Raw genomic sequence first — 20,462 nt, forward strand, 5'->3', positions numbered from 1 at the left:
GCATGGACGAGACGTATGACGTGGTGGTCGTCGGCGGGGGAGCGGCCGGTCTGTCCGGCGCCCTCGCCCTGGGACGGGCGCGCCGCTCGGTGGCGGTGGTGGACGACGGGACGCCGCGCAACGCGCCGGCGCACGAGATGCACAACTACCTGGGCCGCGACGGCACGCCGCCCGGTGACCTGCTCGCCGCGGGTCGGGCCGAGGTGGCCGGCTACGGCGGCGTGCTGGTGTCCGGCTCGGTCACCGCGGTCGGCGGTGCGGTCGGTGCCTTCACCGTCGAGCTGGCCGGCGGCCGGGTGCTCGGCGCGCGCCGGCTGCTGGTCACCACCGGCCTCACCGACGAGCTGCCCGACGTCCCGGGGGTGCGCGAGCTGTGGGGGACCGACGTCCTGCACTGCCCGTACTGCCACGGCTGGGAGGTGCGCGACCGGCCGATCGGCGTCGTCGCCACGGGTCCGATGTCGCTGCACCAGGCGCAGCTGTGGCGGCAGTGGAGCGCCGACGTCGTGCTGTTCCAGCACACGGCGGAGCCGCCGCCGGCCGACGTCGCCGAGGCGCTGGCCGCGCGCGGCGTCCGCGTGGTGACGGGCGAGGTCGTGGGCCTGGAGACCGACGGCGGCCGGCTGACCGGCGTCCGGCTGGCCAGCGGGGAGGTCGTGCCGCGCGCGGCCGTCGTCGTCGCCCCGCGGTTCACCGCCCGCTCGGCCGTGCTGACGGGCCTCGGGCTGGAGCCCGCACCGTTCCGGATGGGCGAGGCGGTCGTCGGCTCGCACGTGCCGGTCGACGCGCGCGGCGCCACCGCGGTGCCCGGCGTGTGGGCGGCCGGCAACGTCGCCGACCCGGGCGCGCAGGTGCTGGGCGCGGCCGCCGCCGGGCTGCTGGCCGGTGCCGCGATCAACGCCGACCTCGTCGCCGAGGACACCCGGCGCGCGGTGGAGGTGGTCCGCGCGCAGACCGACCCGGAGTACGGCGAGCGGTGGTGGGAGGAGCGCTACCGCGCGCACGCGCACGGCGCGTGGAGCGGCCGGGTCAACGACGTGCTGGCCACCGAGGCCGCCGACCTGACCCCGGGCCGCGCGCTGGACGCCGGGGCCGGGGAGGGCGGCGACGCCGTCTGGCTGGCCCGGCGCGGCTGGACGGTCACCGCGCTGGACCTCTCGAGCACGGCGCTGGACCGGGCCGCCGCGGCGGCCGCGGCGGCCGGCGTGCCGCTGGAGACGCGCAAGGCCGACGTCTCCTCGTGGGAGCCCGGCGACGAGCGCTGGGACCTGGTGACGGCGTCGTTCCTGCACTTCCTGCCCGCCACCCGGGACGACGTGCTGCGCCGGCTGGCCGCGGCGGTCGCACCCGGCGGCACGCTGCTGGTGACCATGCACGACGGCGGCGACCTCGCCCGCGGCGTGCAGCGGCCGGGCCTGCCCGAGTGGTACGCCACCGGCGCGCAGCTGGCCGCCGTCCTCGACCCGGAGGAGTGGGAGGTCGAGGTCGCCGAGTCGCGCCCCCGGGAGGCCAGGTCGCACGAGGGCGGGGCGCACGATCACGGGTCGGTGCACGTGGCCGACGCCGTGCTGCGGGCGCGGCGCGCTCAGGCGTCGTCGGGCTCGGCGGCGTAGAGCGCGCGGAGCCGGGCGGGCGGGCGGAACGGCTGCCAGCCCTCCCGGGTCTGCGCGAGGCGGTCGGCCACCAGCCACAGCACCGCGGGGTCGTGGCCCATGCCGAGGTGGCTGGCCAGCACGCCGACGTTCTCCGCGGTCGGCCCGCTCGCCTGCCGGCAGGCCCGCCAGTCGACCACGCCGTCCCACCGCGACCAGACCGCCGTGCTCGGCACCGGCAGGCCGTCGCCGAGCCCGCCCCGCCCGCGCGGCACGGCCTGCAGGTGTCGCTGGCGGGCGTAGGCGCGGGCGCCGGGGCTGTCGTCGGCGGGCCCGCCGGAGAGGCCGAACGGCGAGCCCAGGCTGATCACCTGCCGCACCTGCCCGGGCACGCGCAGCGCCAGCCGCCGCGCGTAGATGCCGCCCAGGCTCTGCCCGACGATGCTCACCGGCCCGCCGTGCTGATCGGCCAGCCGCCGCACCAGCCGCGGCAGCTCGTCGGTGACCTCCTTCGTCGGACCGCGGTTGCGGCCGAGCTCCCAGCCGACGACCGGGTACCCCAGTCCGCGCAGCCAGCGGCGCAGGGTCATCGTGGACGCGTCGGAGGCCAGCAGCCCGGGCAGCACCAGCACGCCGTGCGGCTCGCCCCGTGGGGCGCCGCGCAGGAGGGGGTAGGCGAGCGCCAGCGCGCCGGCGCTGGCCGCCGCGCGCACCGGCTCGGTCGCGGCGAGCAGGCGGCGGTCGGGAGACCAGGGCACGGGTTCCTCCGGCGGCAGGCAGTGGTGCCTGGGCCGCATACCCGGCCGGACGCGCAGGGACCCTCCGCATGACGCGGAATCCGTCACCCGATCCCGGCTCCCTCCGCGCGGACTCCGCGTCGTGCCGGGCGCCCGGAGGGGTCTTCATGCGTGCACGGCCCACGCGGCGACGGCGCCGCACCGGGCCACCCCCGGAGGAGGTCCCCGTGACCAGCACGCTCAAGCGCTCCGCCTTCTGCCTGGCCGCCACCACCGCGCTCGTCACCGGCGTCGCCGGCACGGCCAGCGCCCAGCCGGTCCAGGACGGCCTGGTGAACGTCAACGTCGGCGACGTCACGATCCTCGAGGACGTCAACGTCGCGCTGGCCGCCCAGGTCGCCGCCAACATCTGTGGCGTCAACGTCGGGCCGGTGGCGGTCCTCGGGCGCGCCGTGGACCGCAGTGGAGCCGCCCGCACCGTGTGCGAGAACAACGGTGCCCCGGTGACCTTCGAGCAGAACTGACCCACCCGGTGCGGTCGTCCGGCCGCACCTCCTGGGACCCCCGGCCGGGGACGGTGCCGCCCCCGTCGCCGTCCCCGACCGGGACACCTCGCCCCTCCGTCGGTGACCGTCCCCGGCGCCGGCGGAGGGGCCCCGCCCTCAGCGCGGGCGCAGCAGCGTCCGCTGGGCCATGTCCGACGTGGCCAGCACCTCGCAGAGGAGCTCCGACGCCGCGGCGGCGACGTCGGGCAGCTCGCCGGCGGGGGTCCCGCGCAGGACCCCGAGCAGCACCTCGTGGTGCACGTGCACGACCTCGAGGATGCCCAGCCCCTGCGTGACCGCGGCCCGGCCGAGCTCGTAGCCGCGGTTCAGCGAGGTCTCCGACCGCCGGGCGAGGTGGGTCAGGAAGGCGACGCGGTAGTCGCGGGCGAAGCCCTCCACACCGGTCACGCCGGCCCGCCCCGGGTCGCGGTCGCCGGCCGGCGGGGGCCGACGACGCGGTCGAGGAAGGCCAGTCCCTCCTCGAGGTCGAGCGCGGTGCGCACCGACCCGGTGTCCATCCCCAGCGCCACCATCGCGAAGGCCACCTCCGGCTGGATGCCGACCACCACGGTCACCGCGCCGCGGAGCCGGGCGACCTCGCCGATCGTGCGCAGGGTCCAGCTGGCGAAGGAGTCCAGCACGTCGAGCGCGGCGACGTCGATGACCACCCCGCGCGCGCGGTCGCGGCCGATGCGCTCGACGAGGTCGTGCTGGAAGGCGGTCATCTCGGTGTCGTCGAGAGCGGTGTGGATCGAGGCGATCAGGTAGGACCCCTGCCGCAGGATCGAGACCAGCCGGGGCCCGGTCACGGGACCGCCGTCCCGTCGTCCCTGGCGGTCCGGTAGCCGAGGAGGCGCTCGGCCTCCTCGAGCCCACCCTGCAGGTCGCCGATCGTGTCCATCTTGCTGAGGTCGACGCCGATGGTCACCAGCGTCTGGGCGATCTTCGGCGACAGGCCGGTGATGATGACGCTGGCACCCATGAGACGGGAGGCGTCGACGGTCTGCACGAGGTGGTTGGCCACCGACTCGTCGACCTCGGGGACGCCGGTGATGTCGACGACCACCACCCGGGCGCGGTGGGTGCGGATGCCGGTGAGGAGCTGCTCGGTGAGCTGGCGCGCCCGCTCCCTGTCCAGGACGCCGATGATCGGCAGGATGAGCAGCCGCTCGCGCACCGGCAGGACCGGGGTGGACAGCTCGCGCAGCGCGTCCTGCTGCTGCCGGATGACCCGCTCGCGTTCCTCGACGAAGCTGACCGCGACGGTGTTGGCGATGCGGTTGGCCGCCGGCTCGTAGGCGTCGAGCACGCGGTTGAGCAGGCCGAAGTCGCGCTGGTACTTCTCGAACAGCGACCGGGCCAGCACGTCGCGCAGCAGCAGCACGATGCCGACGACCTCGTGGGTCTCCACCCCGCGGGGGATGATCCGCTCGGAGAGGTCGCGGGCGTAGCGCTGCAGCGCCTCGACGCTGCCGGTCTCGAGCACCTCGACGTAGTTGTCGTACACCGACGTCGTCTCGGCCGCCATCTCCTGCGGCGTCATGGCGTGCAGCAGCCCGGCCTGCTGGATGCGGTCGGACCACTCGTGCCGGAGCCGCGCGCGGTGCTCGCGCAGGTGCGCGACGAGCTGGGGGAGCAGCTGGTCCTCGCCGGGGCCGTCGAACCCGGCGGTCGCCGTCGTCGGAGCCGTTCCCTGGGTGCTGCTCATCGGTCACCACACCATCTCGTCATCGTCACCGTCGTGCCCCGCCCCACCTCGGAGGCGATCGCGAACTCGTCCATCAGCCGCCGGGCGCCGGGCAGGCCGAGGCCCAGGCCGGCGTAGGTGCTGTAGCCGTCCTGCAGCGCCCGCTCGACGTCGGGGATGCCGGGGCCGGCGTCCCGGGCGGTCACCTGGACGCCGCGGCGGGGCTCGTCGAGCACCTCCACCACCACCTCGCCGGAGCCCGCGAACTTGACGATGTTGCGGGTCACCTCGGACACGGCCGTGGCGAGCAGCGTCAGGTCGGTGGGGGAGAAGCAGTCGAGCCGGCCGGCCAGCTCCCGGGCGGCCTGCCGGGCCGCGACGACGTCGGCGTCGCCCCCGATCGGGATGCGGACCTCGTCGTCGCGCTGCGGGGCCCGCTCGAGCAGCGGCTGGCCGAGCGCCGCGCAGACGTCGCACTCCAGCAGGTGCCGCCCGGCGTCGACCTCGCGCTGCCGGCGGCGGTCGCCGCTGGACAGGGCGAACAGGACCGGACGGCAGCGGTCGGTCGGGGGCTCGGTGCGGTCGCGGGCGAGCAGGTACTCCACCCGCAGCCGGGCCCGCGCGCGGTGCAGCTGCGCGGCGACGGCGCCGGCGGTGGAGCCGAGCTCGGCGGCCAGCGACCGGGTGTCCCGGCCCGACACCTCGTGGGCGATCAGCGCCTGGCGGTCCCGCTCGGAGAGCCGGGCCAGCGCCGCCGCGACGGCGGACCGCTCCTCCTCGGCGAGCAGCCCGCCCTCGGGGAGGTCCGGCGCGGTGAGGTCGACCACGCGGTGCTGGTTGCGCCGCTGCCGGTCCTGTTCCCGCCAGGCGGTCGCGACGACGTTGCGCGCGGTGGCGATGGCGTAGGGCTCGAGCATGCCGGGCTCGACCCGTCCGGAGGCGGCGAGCACGCGGGCGAGGGTCTCCTGGACCAGGTCCTCGGCGGCGGTGACGTCCGCGACGCGGGCGGCGACGATGCGCCGGACCATCGGGATGAGCGCGGCGACGGCGTCGGAGTCGCGCACCGGCGGCCCCCCGACCCACTCCGCGGCCTCCACCCGCGGCACGCTACCGCCGGAGGGTGCGTCCCGGCGCCCGCTGCGGGGCGCCGGGACGCACCGCAGGTCAGCGCTGCGCGAGGTAGGCGGCAGCGGTCTCCCGCAACCGCTGGTGGACTCCGTCGGCGGCGACGGCACCCGGCAGGTACCGCTTGGCCAGCTTGGCCAGCATCGTGTAGTTGGTGTCGACCACGTTGCCCGCCGGCGCCAGGCCGGCCTGGCTGACCAGCTGCAGGGCGTCGAGGCGGTCCCAGCCGGTGAGCTCCGCCGCCCAGGTCACCAGGTCGTGCTGGCTGACCCGGTAGGCGTCCTCCAGCGGTCGCACCGAGCCGGTCGAGGCGAGGAACTCGTCGGTCTCCAGCCGCGGCCACGCGGGGCCGCCGCCCTTCACCAGGTCGACGACGACCACGGTGCGCATCGCCGACTCGACCGCGGTCCCGCAGACCTCGCCCTCGCCCTGCCGGCAGTGCCCGTCACCGATCGACAGCTGACCGCCGGGCACGTTGACGCCGAAGTACGCCGTCGTGCCGGCGCGCATCTCGGGGGTGTCCATGTTCCCGCCGTGCGCGCCGGGCGTGATGCTGGCGAACACCTCGCCGGACGCCGGGGCGACGCCGATCGTGCCGTGCATCGGGTCGAGCGGGAGCTCGACCTCCGGGCCGCCGCGGCGCGGGCGGAAGAGGCAGGTGCCGCGCTCGCGGTCGACCTCGTAGAGCCACACCAGCTCCTCGAGCGGGTCGTGCAGCATCGCCGTGCTGTGCGTGGTGGTGAGCGCGCCGAAGTGCGGGAAGGTGCTCGACACCGCCCAGTCGCGCGCCGGCGCGATGTCGACCAGGTGCACGGCGAGGGTGTCGCCGGGCTCGGCGCCCTCGACGGCGATCGGCCCCGTCACCGGGTTGAGGTACGGGAACCGGCACACGACGCTCGGCAGGTCGTCCACGCTGCGCACCTTGCCGGCGTAGCAGTCCTCGGTCGTCAGCTCGACCACCGTGCCCGGCGCGACGGTCAGCAGCGGCTCGCCGCCGCCGAAGGACCAGCGCCACTGGTCGGGCGTCGGCTCCAGCGCGACGACCTCGAGGGACGCCGTCACAGTCGCTCCTCCGCCCGGATCTCCGGCTTCCGGCCGGTGGCGACGAGGAACGCCATCAGCCCGAGGCCCACGAGCAGCCAGACGAAGCCCAGCCGCTGGGCGGTCACCTGGGCGTTGATGACCACGTAGACCAGGATCGCGAACCCCAGGACGGGCACCGCGAGGTGCAGCCACCAGTTCCGGCTCTTCCGCCGCACCACGTAGTGGACGACGACGGACACGTGCAGCAGCAGGAACGCGGAGAGGGCGCCGAAGTTCACCAGCGTGGACAGCAGCGTGATGCCGTCCTCGCGGGTGGTCATGTACCAGCCGAGCACGAGGGAGACGGCCGCCACCAGCAGCGTCGCGTTGACCGGCACCCGGCGGGTCGGGTGCACCTGCCGGAGGAAGCCGGGCAGCTGCCGGTCGCGGGCCATCGCGAACAGCAGCCGCGAGGTGGCCGCCTGGGCGACGAGGGAGTTGGCGAAGCCCCAGGCGACCGCCGTCGCCACCGCGGTGAGCGTGCTCAGCCAGGCGCCGCCGGCCACCGCGGCGGCGTCGTAGAAGGCGGTGCCGGCCGCGTCGCCCTCGGCGATGAGGGTGTCCGGGTCGGGCACGAGCAGCGCGGCGACCCAGGTCTGCACGATGAACAGCGTCCCGGCCAGTGCCAGCGCGGCGATCATCGCCTTGCCGATCGAGCGGGCCGAGTCGCGGTTCTCCTCGGCGAGGGTGGAGATGCCGTCGAAGCCCAGGAAGCTCAGCACCGCGACCGACACGGCCCCGAAGACCAGCCCCAGCGAGAACGTGTCCGCGTTGTAGATCGGTGAGAAGTCGAAGCCGCGGCCCTCGCCGGAGGCCAGCGCGACGACCCCGATGACCAGGAAGACCGCGAGCACGATCAGCTCGCCGACGAGCATGATCTTGTTGACCCGCGCGGTGAACTCGATGCCGAAGTAGTTGACCACGGTGTTGAGGACGACGAAGCCGATCAGCCAGACCAGCACCGGCACCGAGGGGATGATCGAGTTCATCGCGATGGCGGCGATGAGGTAGAGCAGCGCGGGGACGAGCACGTAGTCGAGCAGGATCATCCAGCCGGCGATGAAGCCGACCGGCTGGGCGATGCCGCGCCCGGCGTAGGTGTAGACCGAGCCGGCCATCGGGAAGGCCCGCGACATCTGGGAGTACGACGCGGCGGTGAAGGCCATGGCCAGGCCGCCGATCGCGTAGGCGAGGGCGACCATGCCGCCGCTGGCCTGGAAGACGCCGCCGAAGATGCCGAACGGCGCGATCGGGACCATGAAGACCAGGCCGTAGACCAGCAGGTCGGTGAAGCTCAGCGAGCGCTTGAGCTCCTGGCGGTAGCCGAACTCCTCGACGCCGGCGGCGCCGGCCGCGGGGACCGCGCCGGCACCGGAGCTCCCGGTGGCGGGCGAGGACTGGGTGGTGCGGGGGTCGCTCACGACTCCTCCTCTCGGCCGGCTCGCTCGCCGGACGCGGGGAGGGTAGGCCGAGATCCTTCCAAGCGGAAACACCGGGGTCAGGCCGGGGGACCGACCTCCCGGAAGACCAGCCCGTCGGCGCGGGCCAGCCGGACCCGCGGCGGCCGGGGCCGGGTCGCCGTCCGGTCGTCGAGCAGGCCGGCCGCGGCGCGGATGCCGTCGTGGACGCCCCGGGCGTAGGCGCACACGACCGGCGCGTCCGGCCCGGCGTGCGCGGCCAGCCGCTCCTGCAGAGCGAGCTGGCCCTCGTCGGTGGCGTCGGCCGCGGCGGCGGCGGCGGCGGCGAAGGAGGGCATGCAGGCGTAGAGCTCGCCGGTGTCGTCCCCGCCGATCGCGTAGAGGCCGTTCTCCTCCAGCGCCCCGGACAGGCGCACGACGCGGCGGCCGAGGCCCGCACGGCCGAACGCGCGGTTGAAGGTCACCAGGTCGCGGCCGACCAGGCTGAGCAGGACGGCGTCGGCACCGCTCCGGCGCACCAGGTCCAGCGCGGGGCCGGGGTCGGCCGGGCCGAAGGGGACCAGCAGCTCGCCGACGACGTCGGCACCGAGGTCGCGCAGCACGGCGCGGGCGGCGCGGTGCACCGCCTGCGGCCACACGTAGTCGGTGCCCAGCAGCACCCAGCGCCGCGCGCGCCGGTGCCGGACCAGCCAGGCGAGCGCGGCGGCGTGCTGGGCCAGCGGCGAGGAGCCGATGCGCAGCGCCCCGCGGGTGACGCGGCCGCCCTCGTGCGGCGGGGTGAAGACGTAGGGGGTGCGGCCGGCGAGGACGCGGGCGACGGCGTGGGAGACGTCGCTGGTGGAGAAGCCGACGACGACGTCCAGCGCGCCCGCGGCCTGCAGCGCGGCGACGTCGGCACCCACCTCGGCGGGACGGCGCCCGGCGTCCACGGTGACCAGCTCGACCGCACGGCCGCGGACCCCGCCGGCCTCGGTGAGCTCGCCGGCGGCCAGGGTGGCCAGCCCCAGTGCCGAGGGCGCGGTCATCGCCAGCGGGCCCGACAGCGGCACCGCCAGCCCCACCCGGACGACGCCCGGGGCGCGGCCGGTGACGGCGGCCTCCCACGCGTCCATCGGGACGGTCCAGCGCGGCACGGACTGAGTATGGTGCGCTCATGTCGGTCGAGCAGCAGGCCGCGGGGGTGGACGGCACGACGTGTCCCCCCTCGCTGGTGGAGCTGCTCACCCTGGTCTCCCGGCGGGTGGCGCGGGGCGTGACCGCGGCGCTGGCCGAGGACGGCGCGACCCTCGACACCTACCGGGTGATGCGCGCGCTGGCCTCCGGTCCCGGCCGCTCGATGAGCGAGCTCGGCGCGGTGCTGTGCCTGCCCCCGCCGACCGCGACCCGCCTGGTCGACGGCCTGGTCGACGCCGCCCTGGCCTACCGGCTGCCCGACCCCGGCGACGGCCGGCGGGTGCTGGTGCACCTGTCCCCGGGCGGGCGGCTGCGGCTGGACCGGCTCGAGGCGCTGGTGGTTGCGCACGAGTCCGCGCTGGCGGCCGAGCTGGGCGCCGGGCGGGTGGGCGCGCTCGTCCGCGCGCTCACCGACCTCGTCTGACGACGCCTCACTCCGCCGGCGGGAGGACGCGGGGGACGAAGACCTCGTCGATCGGCCGCGGGCCGACGTACTGCCGGCAGGTGCAGGGCACCCAGGTGTGGCCGGCCCAGCGGCCGCGCTTGTCGTAGGAGTCGCGGCGCAGCTCGGCGTAGCACGTGTTGGTCGCGGTGTCGTGCTGGCTGAGCGTGTGGCCGCAGCCGCACACCGGCGTCGGGAGGGGCGGCGGCCCGGCGGGGGGGCGCCGGCGGCCGATCCGCCCGGCCACGAAGCCGGCGGCCAGCAGGACCGCACCGACCACCAGGCTGACTGGTTCCACCGTCCCTGCTCCTCCCGACGTGCTGCCTCCCGACGGTAACGCCGGGAGGGCGGTGACGGTGCCTGGAGGTGGTCACCTCCGGGGGTGTTCCTCGTCCACCGGTGGTGCTGCCGGACCCCGGGGGCACGGGGAACGCCCGCGGGGAGCGGCGCCCGGGCCACCTGATCAGGTGTTTTGACCGGCTGTGACCCGGGGCACACCTGGGTCGTGGATGCGTACGCGGTCGGGTTCGCCCGGCCCGACCGGTGGTCCCAGGACCGCCCGGCCGGAGAGAGCCGCCCCTGGCACGCCGTCGAGGCCCATCGTCCGACCAGCGAGCTCGACGGGGAGGTGGAGCTGGCCGTCTGCGGGGCCATCGTGCAGGTGTGGGGTTCCCAGCAGTGGGAGCGCGTGGGGACCGGCCGCACCGCCTGCCCCGACTGCCGGCGGCTCAGCGGGCTCGGGCAGACGCCGTCACTGCGCCGCGCCGGCTGACCGGCACCGGCGGGGGAGCACGGCGGGTCAGCGGCGCCGGCCGCTGATCGCCGAGTGGCCGGTGATCTCCCGGCCGATGATGAGCGCCTGCACGTGGTCGGTGCCCTCGAAGGTGTAGATCGCCTCGATGTCGGCGTGGTGCCGGGCGATGTGGTGCTCGAGCAGGATGCCGTCACCGCCGAAGAGGTCGCGGGCGTCGGCCACGATCCGCCGGGCGGTCGCGCAGCAGTGCCGCTTGGCCAGCGACGCCATCGCCGCCGTCATCCGGCCGGCGTCGGCCAGGCTGGAGAGCCGCCAGCACATCAGCTGCATGGTCGTGATCTCGGCGAGCATCGTCGCGAGCTTCTCCTGCACCAGCTGGTAGCCGGCGATCGGCTGGCCGAACTGCTCGCGCTGCAGGCAGTGCGCCAGGGCCAGCTCGTAGGCCGACGTGGCCACCCCGAGCGCCCGCCAGGCCACGGTGTAGCGGGTGCGGTCGAGCACGGTCGAGACGTCCTTGAACGACCGGCAGTTCGCCAGCTTGTTCTCGGCCGGGACGCGGGCGCCCTCGAGGGTGATCTCGGCCTGCCACACCGCCCGCAGCGCCGTCTTGCCGGTCATCACCGTCGCGGTGAACCCGGGGGTGCCCTTGTCGACGACGTACCCGCCGACGGCACCCTCCTCGTCGCGCGCCCAGATGATCACGTGGTCGGCGATCGTGCCGTTGCCGATCCACTTCTTCTGGCCGTCGAGGACGAAGACGTCGCCGTCGCGGCGGGCGCGGGTCTCCAGGGCGACGGCGTCCGAGCCGTGCCGCGGCTCGGTCAGGCCGAACGCGCCGATCTTCTCCATCCGGGCCATCGCCGGGAGGTAGCGCTCCTTCTGCTCCTCCGAGCCCAGCATGGCGATCGACTGCATCGCCAGGAAGCTGTGCACGCCGTTGAAGGTGCCGACGCTGCCGTCGGCGCGGGCGAGCTCGGCGGCGACCAGACCGGCGGCGACGGCGCTCATGCCGGGGGAGCCGTAGCCCTGCACGGTGCCGCCGGCGATGCCCAGCTCCGCGAAGCCGGGCACCAGCTCGAAGGGGAACTCCGCCCGCTCCCAGTAGTCGTTGATCCGCGGCAGCACCTCGGTGTCGCACCACTTGCGCACCCGGTCGCGGACGGCGACCTCCTCGGGGGTGAGCAGGTCCTCCAGGGCGTAGAAGTCGGGCGACGACGGCTCGGTCACGATCCGACGCTACGCGCGGGTGCGGCATGCTGCCGGTCGTGCGGATCGTGATCGCCCCCGACTCCTTCAAGGGCTCCCTGGCTGCCGCGGACGCCGCTGAGGCGGTCGCCCGCGGCCTGCTCCGCGAGCGCCCCGACGCCGAGGTGCTGCTGCGCCCGATGGCCGACGGCGGGGAGGGCACCGTGGCCGCCGCCCTGCGCGCCGGCTACAGCGCGCGGACGGTGACGGTGACCGGCCCCGACGGCCGCCCGGTCGAGGCGGAGTTCGCCGTCGACGGGACGACGGCGGTGGTCGAGATGGCCGCGGCCGCCGGGCTGGGGCTGCTCGACGAGCTCGCCCCGACCACGGCCACCACCCGCGGCGTCGGGGAGCTGCTGCTGGCCGCCCTCGACGAGGGCGCCACCCGCGTCGTCGTCGGCCTCGGCGGCAGCGCCACCACCGACGGCGGCGCCGGCCTGCTCCAGGCCCTCGGTGTCCGGCTGCTCGACGCCGACGGCGCCGACGTCCCGCCCGGCGGCGCGGGCCTGGCCCGCCTCGACCGCGTCGACGCCGGCTCGGCCGACCCCCGCCTGCGCGACGTCGAGGTGCAGGTGGCCACCGACGTCGACAACCCGCTGACCGGCCCGGCCGGCGCCGCCGCGGTGTACGGGCCGCAGAAGGGCGCCACGCCCGAGCAGGTCGCCGAGCTCGACGCCGCGCTGGCCCGCTTCGCCGCCGTCGTCCGGCGCGACCTCGGCGTCGAGCTGGAGGGGATCGCGGCCATGGGCGCGGCCGGCGGCACCACGGCCGGGATCGCCGCCGTCCTCACCTCCTCGGTGTCCTCCGGCGCGGAGCTGGTCGCCGACCTCGTCGGGCTGGACGCGGCGCTGGCCGGGGCCGACCTGGTGGTCACGGGTGAGGGCAGCCTCGACGCCCAGACGCTGCGCGGCAAGGCGCCCGCCGTCGTCCTCGCCCGGGCCCGCGCGGCCGGCGTCCCGTGCGTGGGGCTGGCCGGGCGGGTGCAGCTGACCGACGCCGAGCTGCGGGCGGCCGGGTTCGCCGGTGCCGGCGCGCTGGTCGACGTCGAGCCCGACGTCGCCCGCTGCCTGGCCGAGCCCGCGCCGGTGCTCACCGAGCTCGCCGCGCGGCTGCTGCCGGCGCACCTGCCTCAGCCGCCGAGCAGCCCCCGGGCGTAGGCCGCCTGGCCGGCGTGCTGCAGGTCGTCGTCGAGGACGCTGACCAGCCGGACGCCGAGGGTGACCGGCGGGTCCCACCGCTCGTCGACGACGCGGTCGAGGTCGTCGTCGGACAGGCCGCCGAGGAACTCCCGGCTGCGGGCGAGCACCGCGTCGAGGTACTCGACCAGCAGTCCGGCCGACGGCACCCGGACGGCGGCCACCTCCGCGCTGCTCATCCCGTAGCCGGTCGCGGCGTCGTCGACCAGCAGGGCGAACCGCCCGGCGAAGCCCTGCGCGGTCCACACCTGCCCGCTGCCGGCGACCTCGGCGAGGTGGTCGTCCTGCACCCGCAGCGCGTGCCAGACCAGCCAGCCGACGGGGTTGGCGTCGGGGCCGGCCCGCTGCGCCAGCTGCTCGGGGGACAGGCCGTCGACGGCGTCGCGGAGGTGCTCGCCGACCTGGGCGTAGGCGTACTGGAGGAGGTCGCTGCTGCGCATGCCGCAGCGTTACCCGTCCCGCTCGCGGGGGACGCCCGGGGCGGGCCGGCGGCGGTAGGTTGCGGTGTCCGCCCGGTGCGTCGAGGGGTCCCGCGTTGCCGTTCTTCCTGCTCCGGCTGCTGCGCACCGTCCGCGTCCGGCTGAGCGGCTGGCGGCTGCCGCTGGCCGTGGCCGTGCTGGTCTTCCTGACCAGCTGGGGGCTGATGGCGCTGGCGGAGCCGGCCGGCAGCGAGATCGTCGCCCCGGGCAACTACTGGTGGTACTTCGTCGTCACCGCCGCCACGGTCGGCTACGGCGACTTCTTCCCGGTGTCCGCCGCCGGCCACGTCGTCGGCGCCTACGTGATCGTCGGCGGCATCGTCACGCTGACGCTGCTGTTCACCGAGCTGGCCACCGCCCTGCAGACGGTGCGGGGCAGGCGGCTGAGAGGAGTGGTGGCCCTGGACCTCCGGGACCACGTCGTCGTCCTGGGCTACACGCCCGGGCGGACCGAGCGGATCGTCGCCGAGCTGTGCGTGGAGCCGGGCACCCGGATCGCGCTGTGCGCCCACGACGACGTGCCGGTCAACCCGATGCCCGAGCAGCAGCAGGTGTCGTTCGTCCGCGGCGACCTCACGCACGCCGAGGTGATGGCGCGCGCCGGCGTCGACCGCGCGCGCACGGTCGTCGTCGACGGCCGCGACGACAACGAGACGCTGGCCATCGCGGTCGCCGTCGACCACGCCAACCCGCGGGTGCACCTGGTCGCCGCGGTGCGCGACCTCGGCCGCCGCGAGAGCCTGCGCTACGTCAACCCCGGCGTGCAGGTGGTGCAGTGGCACATGCCGTTCCTGCTGTCGGAGGAGGCGGCCGACCCGGGGCTGACCCAGGTCTACAACGAGCTGATGACCGCCGGCGGGCACGGCAACACCTACTCGCTGCAGGTGCCGGCCGGCCCGGCGCGGCGCAGCTACGGCGACTGGCAGACCGAGTTCGGCCGCGAGTTCGGCGCCACCCTGCTCGCCCTGCGCACCGGCGACGGCCTCGTCGTGAGCCCGCGCTGGGACACCCCGGTCCCCGAGGGTGCGACGCTGTACTACGTCGCCGACGAGCGGCTCGACCCCGCGCGGCTGACCGCCCGCCGCTGACCCTTCGGGACCGGCTGCGCCCGGGAGGTCAGAGGACGCCGAGGGCGGCGGCCAGCAGCGCGGCCACCCCCGCCAGCGCGCCCAGCACGGCGAGCACCACGAGCACGACGGGGACGACGACCCAGCGGCGCTTGAACCGCAGGCGCCGGCCGCGGGCGCGGGCCGGGGCCTGCGCCCGCGGCGCCGGCGGGGTCGGGGGTGGCGGTGCCGGCCGGGGCGGGGGAGCGGCGGTGCGGGCGGCGCGGCGCTCCTTGCGCTCGCGGTGCCGCTCGGCGAGGTGCCGGGCCTGGTCGCGGGCGTCGCGCGCCACGGTGCCCAGCAGCGAGGCCAGCGCCCGCAGGTCGTCGGCGTCGAAGCGCTCCACGCCGCCGCCGAGCGTCGCGCCGTCCTCCCGGGCGGGGCCGTCGTCGGTGTCCGGCGGGGTCCACGTCGTCCCCAGGGGACTGCCGGACAGGGCCCGCTCCAGCGCGGCGCGGGCGGCGGGCACGTCCATCCGGGCGGCGGGGTCCTTGGTGAGCAGCCCCCGCAGCACCGGCTCCAGCGGCCCGGCGCGCTCCATCGGCGCGGGCTCCTCGGTGACGACCGCGTACAGGGTGGCCATCGGCTCGCCCCGCTCGAAGGCCAGCCGGCCCTCGACGGCGGTGTAGAGCGTGGCGCCCAGCGACCACAGGTCGGCGGCCCGGCCGGCGTCCTCGCCGCGGGCCCGCTCGGGGGCCATGTAGGACGGCGAGCCGATGATCGCCCCGGTGGTGGTGATCGACGGGTCGTCGGTGGTCACCGCGATGCCGAAGTCGGTGAGGTGCGCGGTGCAGTCCCGCCCGACGAGCACGTTGGCCGGCTTGACGTCGCGGTGCACGATGCCGGCGGTGTGGGCGGCCTCGAGGGCACCGAGCACGTCGAGGCCGATGCGCGCGACGGTCGCCCAGGGCAGCGGCCCGTGCCGGTGCACGACCTCCTGCAGGCTGCGCGCGTCGACACGCTCCATGACCAGCCAGGGCCGGCCGTCCTCCTCGACCACGTCGTACACCGTGGTGGCGCACGGGTGCTCCAGCCGGGCCGCGACCCGGGCCTCGCGCAGGGTGCGGCGGCGCAGCGCGTCGCGCTCCTCGGTGCTCAGGTGGGTCGGGAAGTCGACCTCCTTGAGCGCCACGCTGCGGCCGAGGACCTGGTCGGTGGCGCTCCAGACCACGCCCATGCCACCGCGGCCCAGGACGCCGTCCACGACGTAGCGCCCAGCGACCAGCCGTCCGGTACCCGCTTCGGCGGTCATGGGCGGGACAGTACGCCCGGACCCTGGGCGTCGCCCCCAAGTCGGGCCCTGCCGGCGGTGACGGATCCGCATCGGTCCGGGCATCGGCGCCGGCCGGCCCCGGTCGGGACCGGCCGGCGTCAGGCCGGGTTCGCGGGCTCCTCCGGGTCGCTCTTCGCCTCGAGGTCGGCGGCCGTCTCCTCGGTCTCCATCTCCAGGGCGATGTCGCGCGGCTGCGGGGTCCCCGGGTCGGGCTGCTGCGGCGTCGTCATGCCCGACAGCCTGCCCCGGCCCGACCCGGCCCGCTCCCTAGACTCCGGCGACCGTGAGCCCTCCCCGGCTGCTGGTCGCCAACCGCGGTGACGTCGCCGTCCGCGTGCTGCGCACCGCCGCGGCCCTCGGCCTGGCCACCGTCGCCCCCGACGACGACGCCGGCGCGCTGCACGTGCGGCGGGCCGACTCCTGGGTCCGGCTGCCCGGCACCGGTCCGGCGGCCTACCTCGACGTCGCGGCGGTGGTGGGCGCGGCCCGGCAGGCCGGCGCCGACGCGCTGCACCCCGGGTGGGGGTTCCTCGCCGAGAGCCCCGACCTCGCCCGGGCCTGCGCCGACGCCGGGATCACGTTCGTCGGGCCCGACCCCGCGGTCCTGGCGCTGTTCGGCGACAAGACGGCCGCGCGCGCCCGAGCGGTGGAGCGGGGCGTCCCGGTGCTCGCCGCCACCGGTGCCGACCCGGGCCCGGAGGACGCGGCGGCCTTCCTCGGCGGCGGTCCGGCGATGGTCAAGGCACTGGCCGGCGGCGGCGGGCGGGGCGTGCGCCCCGTCCACGACGTCGCCGACCTGCCCGCGGTCCTCGAGCGCTGCCGGTCGGAGGCGCGGACGGCCTTCGGGAACGACGCCGTCTACCTCGAGCGGCTGCTGACGGGGGCGCGGCACGTCGAGGTCCAGGTGGCCGGCGACGGCGCGGCGGTGGTCGCGCTCGGCGACCGCGACTGCTCGCTGCAGCGGCGCCGGCAGAAGCTGGTGGAGATCGCCCCCGCGCCCGCGCTGGACGACGCGCTGCGCGCCCGGCTCGCCGCGCACGCCACCGCGCTGTGCGGCTCGGCGTCCTACCGCGGGCTGGCGACCGTGGAGTTCCTCGTCCGCGGCGGGGAGGTGGCCTTCCTCGAGGTCAACCCGCGGCTGCAGGTCGAGCACACGGTCACCGAGGAGGTCACCGGCCTGGACCTCGTCGAGGTGGCGCTCCGGCTGGCCGGGGGCGCGACGCTGGCCGAGCTGGAGCTGGTCACCCGCCGCCCGCGCGCGGGGTCGCCGTCCAGGCGCGGGTCAACGCCGAGACGCTGCTGCCCGACGGCACCGTGCAGCCGGCCGCCGGGGTGCTGGGGCGCTTCGTCCCGCCCACCGGCCGCGGCGTGCGCGTGGACACCGCCGCCGAGCCCGGCGGCGAGGTCAGCCCGCGCTACGACCCGCTGCTGGCCAAGGTGGTCGTGCACGACCGCGACCTGCCGCGGGCGCTGGCCGGGACGGCGCGGGCGCTGGCCGAGCTCGACGTCGCCGGCGTCGCCACCAACCGCGACCTGCTCACCGCGCTGCTCGCGCTGCCCGAGCCGGCCGCCGGGCGGGCCACCACCGACCTGGTCGACGCCCGCCTCGCCGACCTCGTGCCCGACCGCCCGGCCGTCGCGCCGGAGGCCGTGGACGGCGTGCTGCCGGTGACCGCGCCGCTGTTGGGGGCGGTGGTCGAGGTCGCCGTCGCCGAGGGCGACGCCGTGGCCGCCGGCGCGACGCTCGTGGTGCTCGAGGCGATGAAGATGGAGCACGTCGTCCCGGCCCCCGCCGGCGGTGTGGTCACCGGGCTGCGGGTGCGGGCCGGTGACGTGGTGACCGCGGGGACGGTGCTCGGCGGCGTCGTCCCCGGGGAGGTCGGCGACGAGGCCACCGGACCCGACGGGACCGACCCCGACGCCGTCCGCCCGGAGCTGGCCGAGCTGCGCGAGCGGCGCGCCGCCACCCTCGACGGGGCCCGGCCCGAGGTGGTCGCCCGCCGGCACGCGGCCGGGCGGCTGACCGCGCGGGAGACGGTGGCCGCGCTGGTCGACGAGGGCACCTTCGTCGAGTACGGCCAGCTGGGCATCGCCGCGCAGCGCGCGCGGCGGTCGCTGGCGGAGCTGGTCGCGCGGACGCCGGCCGACGGCATGGTCACCGGCATCGGCGAGGTCGACGGCGTCGCCTGCGCGGTCCTCGCCTACGACTACACCGTGCTGGCCGGGACCCAGGGCCACACCAACCACCGCAAGACCGACCGGCTGCTCGAGCTGGCGGCCGAGCGGGGGCTGCCGGTGGTGCTCGTCGCGGAGGGCGGCGGGGGGCGGCCCGGCGACACCGACGTCGCCGGCTTCTCGTGGCTCGACGTCCCCACCTTCACCACGATGGCGCGGCTGGCCGGGCGGGTGCCCACGGTCGCGGTCGTCTCCGGGTACTGCTTCGCCGGCAACGCCGCCCTGGTGGGCTGCTGCGACGTCGTGGTCGCCACCGAGGACAGCAGCATCGGCATGGGCGGGCCGGCGATGATCGAGGCCGGCGGGCTGGGCGTCGTCGCACCGGAGGACGTCGGGCCGACGGCGGTGCACGCGGCCACCGGCGTGGTCGACGTCGTGGTGCCCGACGACGCCGCGGCCGTCGCCGCCGCCCGGCAGGCGGTCGGGCTGCTGACCGGGCGGGTGCGGCCGGGGGAGCCCGCCGACCAGCGGGCCCTGCGGACGGCGCTGCCGGCCGACCGGGTGCGCAGCTACGACGTGCGGCCGGTGGTCACCACGCTGGCCGACGCCGGCAGCGTGCTGGAGCTGCGGCCGGGGTTCGGGCGCGGGATCGTCACCGCGCTCGCCCGGCTCGACGGGCGGCCGGTCGGGTTCGTGGCCAACGACCCGCGGCACCTCGGCGGGGCGATCGACGGCGAGGCGGCGGACAAGGCCGCGGCGTTCCTGCGGCTGTGCTCGTCGGCCCGGCTGCCGGTGGTCTCGCTGGTGGACACCCCGGGGTTCATGGTCGGCCCGGACTCGGAGCGCACCGGCACCGTGCGCCGCTTCGGCGGGCTCTACGTCGCCGGTGCGCAGCTGCCGGTGCCGCTGCTGGCGGTGGTGCTGCGCAAGGCCTACGGGCTCGGCGCGATGGCCATGCTCGGCGGTGACCTGCGCGCGCCGGTGCTCACGCTCTCCTGGCCCACCGGCGAGTTCGGGCCCATGAGCATGGAGGGTGCCGTCCGGCTGGGGCACAGGCGGGAGCTCGAGGCGCTGGACCCGGAGGCGCGGGCGGCCCGCTTCGCCGAGCTGGTCGCGGGGTCCTACGCGCAGGGCAGGGCGCTCAACGTCGCGTCGGCGTTCGAGGTCGACGACGTCGTCGACCCCGCCGACACCCGTGACGTGCTGGTCCGCGCGCTGGCCGGACTCACCCCGGCGCCCTAGCGTCCGGTCGTGACCCGATACCGCCTGACCACCGCGGACGGCTCCGTGCTCCGCGAGTGGGACGCCGCCGACGCCAGGACCGCCGAGGACGAGGCGGTGCGCACCGTCGAGGAGCACCGCGCGAGCGACCCGCAGGGCGCGGCCGGGTACCTGCTCACCGACGAGGGCGGCGGCGACGTCGCCCGCTGGGGTCCGGTCGCGCCCTGATCCGGGGGTCGCGCCCGGTCAGGCCGAGGCGAGGCGGCGCAGCAGCACCTCGTGCTCGAGGCGCAGCACCACCTGGGTGACCAGGTCGCGCACGGCGCCCTCGGCCTGCCGGCCGATCAGCGGCGCGTCGACGCGCGCGTCGCCGGTCACCGTGGCCCGCGTGCCGCCGTCGGCCGGCGTGAGCCGCCGCTCGCAGGTCACCAGCGCGGCGCGGCCCATGATCTCCGCGCGCAGGTCGAGGTCGCCGCGGTGGCCGCCGTCGCCGTCCGGCGTCCAGGTGGTGACCTGCGCGACCGGCACCGTGGCGCCGACGAACCGGGCGAAGACGGGCGGGATGCCGGTCGTCGGCGCCGACAGGCGCACCCGCGTGGTCGTGACCGGCCCGTCCGTGCCGGTCGCCACCTCCTGTACCTGAGCGTCCAGCTCGCGGGCCACCTCCCGGAGGAAGGCCTCGTCGGTGAGGACGGCGAGCACGCGGTCGGGGTCGGCGGCGTAGGTCCGGGTGACGTCGATGGGCACGCCTCATCCTCGTCCGGACCGCGGCGCGCCGCGCACCGGGTGCGCCACGGGCGCGCACGGAGCCTGGGGGCGTCGCCCTCGGGGGCCGCCCGTCAGGGGGCGGGTGCCGGCTCGACCGGGGGGCAGGTGGCGGCTGCTGGAGCCGCGGAGTCGGTCGCCGGGGGCACGACCGCGGGCTCCGGCGGCTGGGCCGGGCACGGGGCGGCGCAGGTCGGGACCGTCGCGGTCGGCGTCGTCCCCTCAGCCGGGGCCGGCTCGCTCGCGGCTGTCCCGTCCGCCGGAGCCGGCTCCACCGCGGAGCAGTCCGGCGACTCGGGACCCGGGGTGGGCGTCGGTTCCGGCGTGGGCGTCGGCTCGGTGGTCGGGGTAGGCGTGGGCTCTGGCGTGGGCTCTGGCGTGGGCTCTGGCGTGGGCTCTGGCGTGGGCTCTGGCGTGGGCTCTGGCGTGGGCTCTGGCGTGGGCTC

22 protein-coding genes and 1 pseudogene are annotated in these 20,462 nt (G+C 76.7%); 9 read left to right on the forward strand and 14 right to left on the reverse strand.

Annotation, left to right across the window (positions count from 1 at the left end):
• Positions 1-2: 2 nt before the first annotated feature.
• Positions 3-1,613 carry a bifunctional NAD(P)/FAD-dependent oxidoreductase/class I SAM-dependent methyltransferase gene (locus BMZ33_RS18590; RefSeq protein WP_091114354.1) on the forward strand — a complete coding sequence of 537 codons (1,611 nt, stop codon included), beginning with the start codon at positions 3-5 and terminating at the stop codon, positions 1,611-1,613.
• Here the strand turns inward: BMZ33_RS18590 and BMZ33_RS18595 are convergent.
• The gene (locus tag BMZ33_RS18595; RefSeq protein ID WP_091114358.1) at positions 1,586-2,350 is read right to left on the reverse strand and encodes an esterase/lipase family protein; all 765 of its coding nucleotides are present in this window, start codon (positions 2,348-2,350) and stop codon (positions 1,586-1,588) included. The genes BMZ33_RS18590 and BMZ33_RS18595 overlap by 28 nt on opposite strands.
• A gap of 206 nt (positions 2,351-2,556) precedes the next feature.
• Between BMZ33_RS18595 and BMZ33_RS18600 the strand changes: the two genes are divergently transcribed.
• A complete protein-coding gene (locus BMZ33_RS18600) occupies positions 2,557-2,853 on the forward strand; it encodes a hypothetical protein (protein ID WP_091114361.1) in 297 nt (98 codons plus the stop codon).
• Between the two features lie 138 nt (positions 2,854-2,991).
• Here the strand turns inward: BMZ33_RS18600 and BMZ33_RS18605 are convergent, their stop codons facing one another.
• The 7 genes from BMZ33_RS18605 to BMZ33_RS18635 all read right to left on the reverse strand — a co-directional run bounded on the left by BMZ33_RS18605 (position 2,992) and on the right by BMZ33_RS18635 (position 9,320).
• Positions 2,992-3,282, reverse strand: a complete 291-nt coding sequence (locus tag BMZ33_RS18605) for a phosphatase RsbU N-terminal domain-containing protein (protein WP_091114364.1) — start codon at positions 3,280-3,282, stop codon at positions 2,992-2,994.
• On the reverse strand, positions 3,279-3,683 hold the full coding sequence (locus tag BMZ33_RS18610; protein ID WP_169064545.1) for an STAS domain-containing protein: 405 nt from the start codon (positions 3,681-3,683) through the stop codon (positions 3,279-3,281). The genes BMZ33_RS18605 and BMZ33_RS18610 overlap by 4 nt, the downstream gene beginning before the upstream one ends.
• Complete coding sequence (locus BMZ33_RS18615) at positions 3,680-4,582, reverse strand: STAS domain-containing protein (protein ID WP_091114367.1); 903 nt, start codon at positions 4,580-4,582, stop codon at positions 3,680-3,682. Before BMZ33_RS18615 ends, BMZ33_RS18610 begins: the two co-directional genes overlap by 4 nt.
• Positions 4,579-5,658, reverse strand: a complete 1,080-nt coding sequence (locus tag BMZ33_RS18620) for a sigma-70 family RNA polymerase sigma factor (RefSeq protein WP_169064546.1) — start codon at positions 5,656-5,658, stop codon at positions 4,579-4,581. The genes BMZ33_RS18615 and BMZ33_RS18620 overlap by 4 nt, the downstream gene beginning before the upstream one ends.
• 67 nt (positions 5,659-5,725) lie before the next feature.
• Positions 5,726-6,748, reverse strand: coding sequence for an acetamidase/formamidase family protein (locus tag BMZ33_RS18625; RefSeq protein WP_091114370.1), 1,023 nt, complete (start codon positions 6,746-6,748; stop codon positions 5,726-5,728).
• Complete coding sequence (locus BMZ33_RS18630; protein ID WP_091114374.1) at positions 6,745-8,190, reverse strand: APC family permease; 1,446 nt, start codon at positions 8,188-8,190, stop codon at positions 6,745-6,747. Before BMZ33_RS18630 ends, BMZ33_RS18625 begins: the two co-directional genes overlap by 4 nt.
• Before the next feature lie 77 nt (positions 8,191-8,267).
• Complete coding sequence (locus BMZ33_RS18635) at positions 8,268-9,320, reverse strand: ABC transporter substrate-binding protein (RefSeq protein ID WP_169064547.1); 1,053 nt, start codon at positions 9,318-9,320, stop codon at positions 8,268-8,270.
• A gap of 20 nt (positions 9,321-9,340) precedes the next feature.
• Here BMZ33_RS18635 and BMZ33_RS18640 point away from each other — a divergent pair, with 20 nt between their 5' ends.
• Positions 9,341-9,784 (forward strand): MarR family winged helix-turn-helix transcriptional regulator, encoded by a 444-nt coding sequence (locus tag BMZ33_RS18640; RefSeq protein WP_091114377.1) that lies wholly within the window; start codon positions 9,341-9,343, stop codon positions 9,782-9,784.
• Between the two features lie 7 nt (positions 9,785-9,791).
• On the opposite strand, the gene BMZ33_RS18645 is transcribed toward BMZ33_RS18640, so the two are convergent.
• Positions 9,792-10,100 carry a hypothetical protein gene (locus BMZ33_RS18645; RefSeq protein ID WP_091114380.1) on the reverse strand — a complete coding sequence of 103 codons (309 nt, stop codon included), beginning with the start codon at positions 10,098-10,100 and terminating at the stop codon, positions 9,792-9,794.
• A gap of 207 nt (positions 10,101-10,307) precedes the next feature.
• On the opposite strand from BMZ33_RS18645, the gene BMZ33_RS18650 reads away from it, so the two are divergent.
• A complete protein-coding gene (locus BMZ33_RS18650; protein WP_091114562.1) occupies positions 10,308-10,574 on the forward strand; it encodes a hypothetical protein in 267 nt (88 codons plus the stop codon).
• 27 nt (positions 10,575-10,601) lie between these two features.
• On the opposite strand, the gene BMZ33_RS18655 is transcribed toward BMZ33_RS18650, so the two are convergent.
• Complete coding sequence (locus BMZ33_RS18655) at positions 10,602-11,783, reverse strand: acyl-CoA dehydrogenase family protein (protein WP_091114383.1); 1,182 nt, start codon at positions 11,781-11,783, stop codon at positions 10,602-10,604.
• A gap of 38 nt (positions 11,784-11,821) precedes the next feature.
• On the opposite strand from BMZ33_RS18655, the gene BMZ33_RS18660 reads away from it, so the two are divergent.
• On the forward strand, positions 11,822-12,958 hold the full coding sequence (locus BMZ33_RS18660) for a glycerate kinase (RefSeq protein ID WP_169064548.1): 1,137 nt from the start codon (positions 11,822-11,824) through the stop codon (positions 12,956-12,958).
• Here the strand turns inward: BMZ33_RS18660 and BMZ33_RS18665 are convergent.
• On the reverse strand, positions 12,931-13,437 hold the full coding sequence (locus BMZ33_RS18665; protein WP_091114394.1) for a mycothiol transferase: 507 nt from the start codon (positions 13,435-13,437) through the stop codon (positions 12,931-12,933). The genes BMZ33_RS18660 and BMZ33_RS18665 overlap by 28 nt on opposite strands.
• A 95-nt stretch (positions 13,438-13,532) precedes the next feature.
• On the opposite strand from BMZ33_RS18665, the gene BMZ33_RS18670 reads away from it, so the two are divergent.
• A complete protein-coding gene (locus tag BMZ33_RS18670) occupies positions 13,533-14,564 on the forward strand; it encodes an NAD-binding protein (RefSeq protein ID WP_091114397.1) in 1,032 nt (343 codons plus the stop codon).
• 28 nt (positions 14,565-14,592) lie between these two features.
• On the opposite strand, the gene BMZ33_RS18675 is transcribed toward BMZ33_RS18670, so the two are convergent.
• Entirely contained in the window at positions 14,593-15,834 is a 1,242-nt protein-coding gene (locus BMZ33_RS18675) for a serine/threonine-protein kinase (RefSeq protein WP_091114401.1), read from the reverse strand.
• A 119-nt stretch (positions 15,835-15,953) separates the two neighbouring features.
• Complete coding sequence (locus BMZ33_RS24550) at positions 15,954-16,085, reverse strand: hypothetical protein (protein WP_280139239.1); 132 nt, start codon at positions 16,083-16,085, stop codon at positions 15,954-15,956.
• A gap of 104 nt (positions 16,086-16,189) precedes the next feature.
• Between BMZ33_RS24550 and BMZ33_RS24270 the strand changes: the two are divergent.
• From BMZ33_RS24270 to BMZ33_RS18685, 3 genes and pseudogenes are all read left to right on the forward strand, one after another.
• Positions 16,190-17,026, forward strand: a pseudogene (locus BMZ33_RS24270) (ATP-binding protein); the annotation flags it as partial.
• A 161-nt stretch (positions 17,027-17,187) separates the two neighbouring features.
• Positions 17,188-19,272: a carboxyl transferase domain-containing protein gene (locus BMZ33_RS23515; RefSeq protein WP_244524302.1), complete on the forward strand. Its 2,085-nt coding sequence runs from the start codon at positions 17,188-17,190 to the stop codon at positions 19,270-19,272.
• Between the two features lie 9 nt (positions 19,273-19,281).
• Positions 19,282-19,479, forward strand: coding sequence for a hypothetical protein (locus BMZ33_RS18685; protein WP_091114403.1), 198 nt, complete (start codon positions 19,282-19,284; stop codon positions 19,477-19,479).
• Positions 19,480-19,497: 18 nt separating this feature from the next.
• On the opposite strand, the gene BMZ33_RS18690 is transcribed toward BMZ33_RS18685, so the two are convergent.
• Positions 19,498-19,998, reverse strand: a complete 501-nt coding sequence (locus BMZ33_RS18690; RefSeq protein ID WP_091114406.1) for a DUF2505 domain-containing protein — start codon at positions 19,996-19,998, stop codon at positions 19,498-19,500.
• Positions 19,999-20,462: the final 464 nt, after the last annotated feature.

This window comes from Geodermatophilus dictyosporus, assembly GCF_900115505.1.
GTDB lineage: Bacteria > Actinomycetota > Actinomycetes > Mycobacteriales > Geodermatophilaceae > Geodermatophilus > Geodermatophilus dictyosporus.

Excerpts from the sequence above, each read along its gene's own strand:
- BMZ33_RS18590 (WP_091114354.1), top strand. The coding sequence starts at position 3 with ATGGACGAGACGTATGACGTGGTGGTCGTCGGCGGGGGAGCGGCCGGT.
- BMZ33_RS18615 (WP_091114367.1), bottom strand. The coding sequence starts at position 4,582 with ATGAGCAGCACCCAGGGAACGGCTCCGACGACGGCGACCGCCGGGTTC.
- BMZ33_RS18640 (WP_091114377.1), top strand. The coding sequence starts at position 9,341 with ATGTCGGTCGAGCAGCAGGCCGCGGGGGTGGACGGCACGACGTGTCCC.
- BMZ33_RS18665 (WP_091114394.1), bottom strand. The coding sequence starts at position 13,437 with ATGCGCAGCAGCGACCTCCTCCAGTACGCCTACGCCCAGGTCGGCGAG.
- BMZ33_RS18675 (WP_091114401.1), bottom strand. The coding sequence starts at position 15,834 with ATGACCGCCGAAGCGGGTACCGGACGGCTGGTCGCTGGGCGCTACGTC.
- BMZ33_RS24550 (WP_280139239.1), bottom strand. The coding sequence starts at position 16,085 with ATGACGACGCCGCAGCAGCCCGACCCGGGGACCCCGCAGCCGCGCGAC.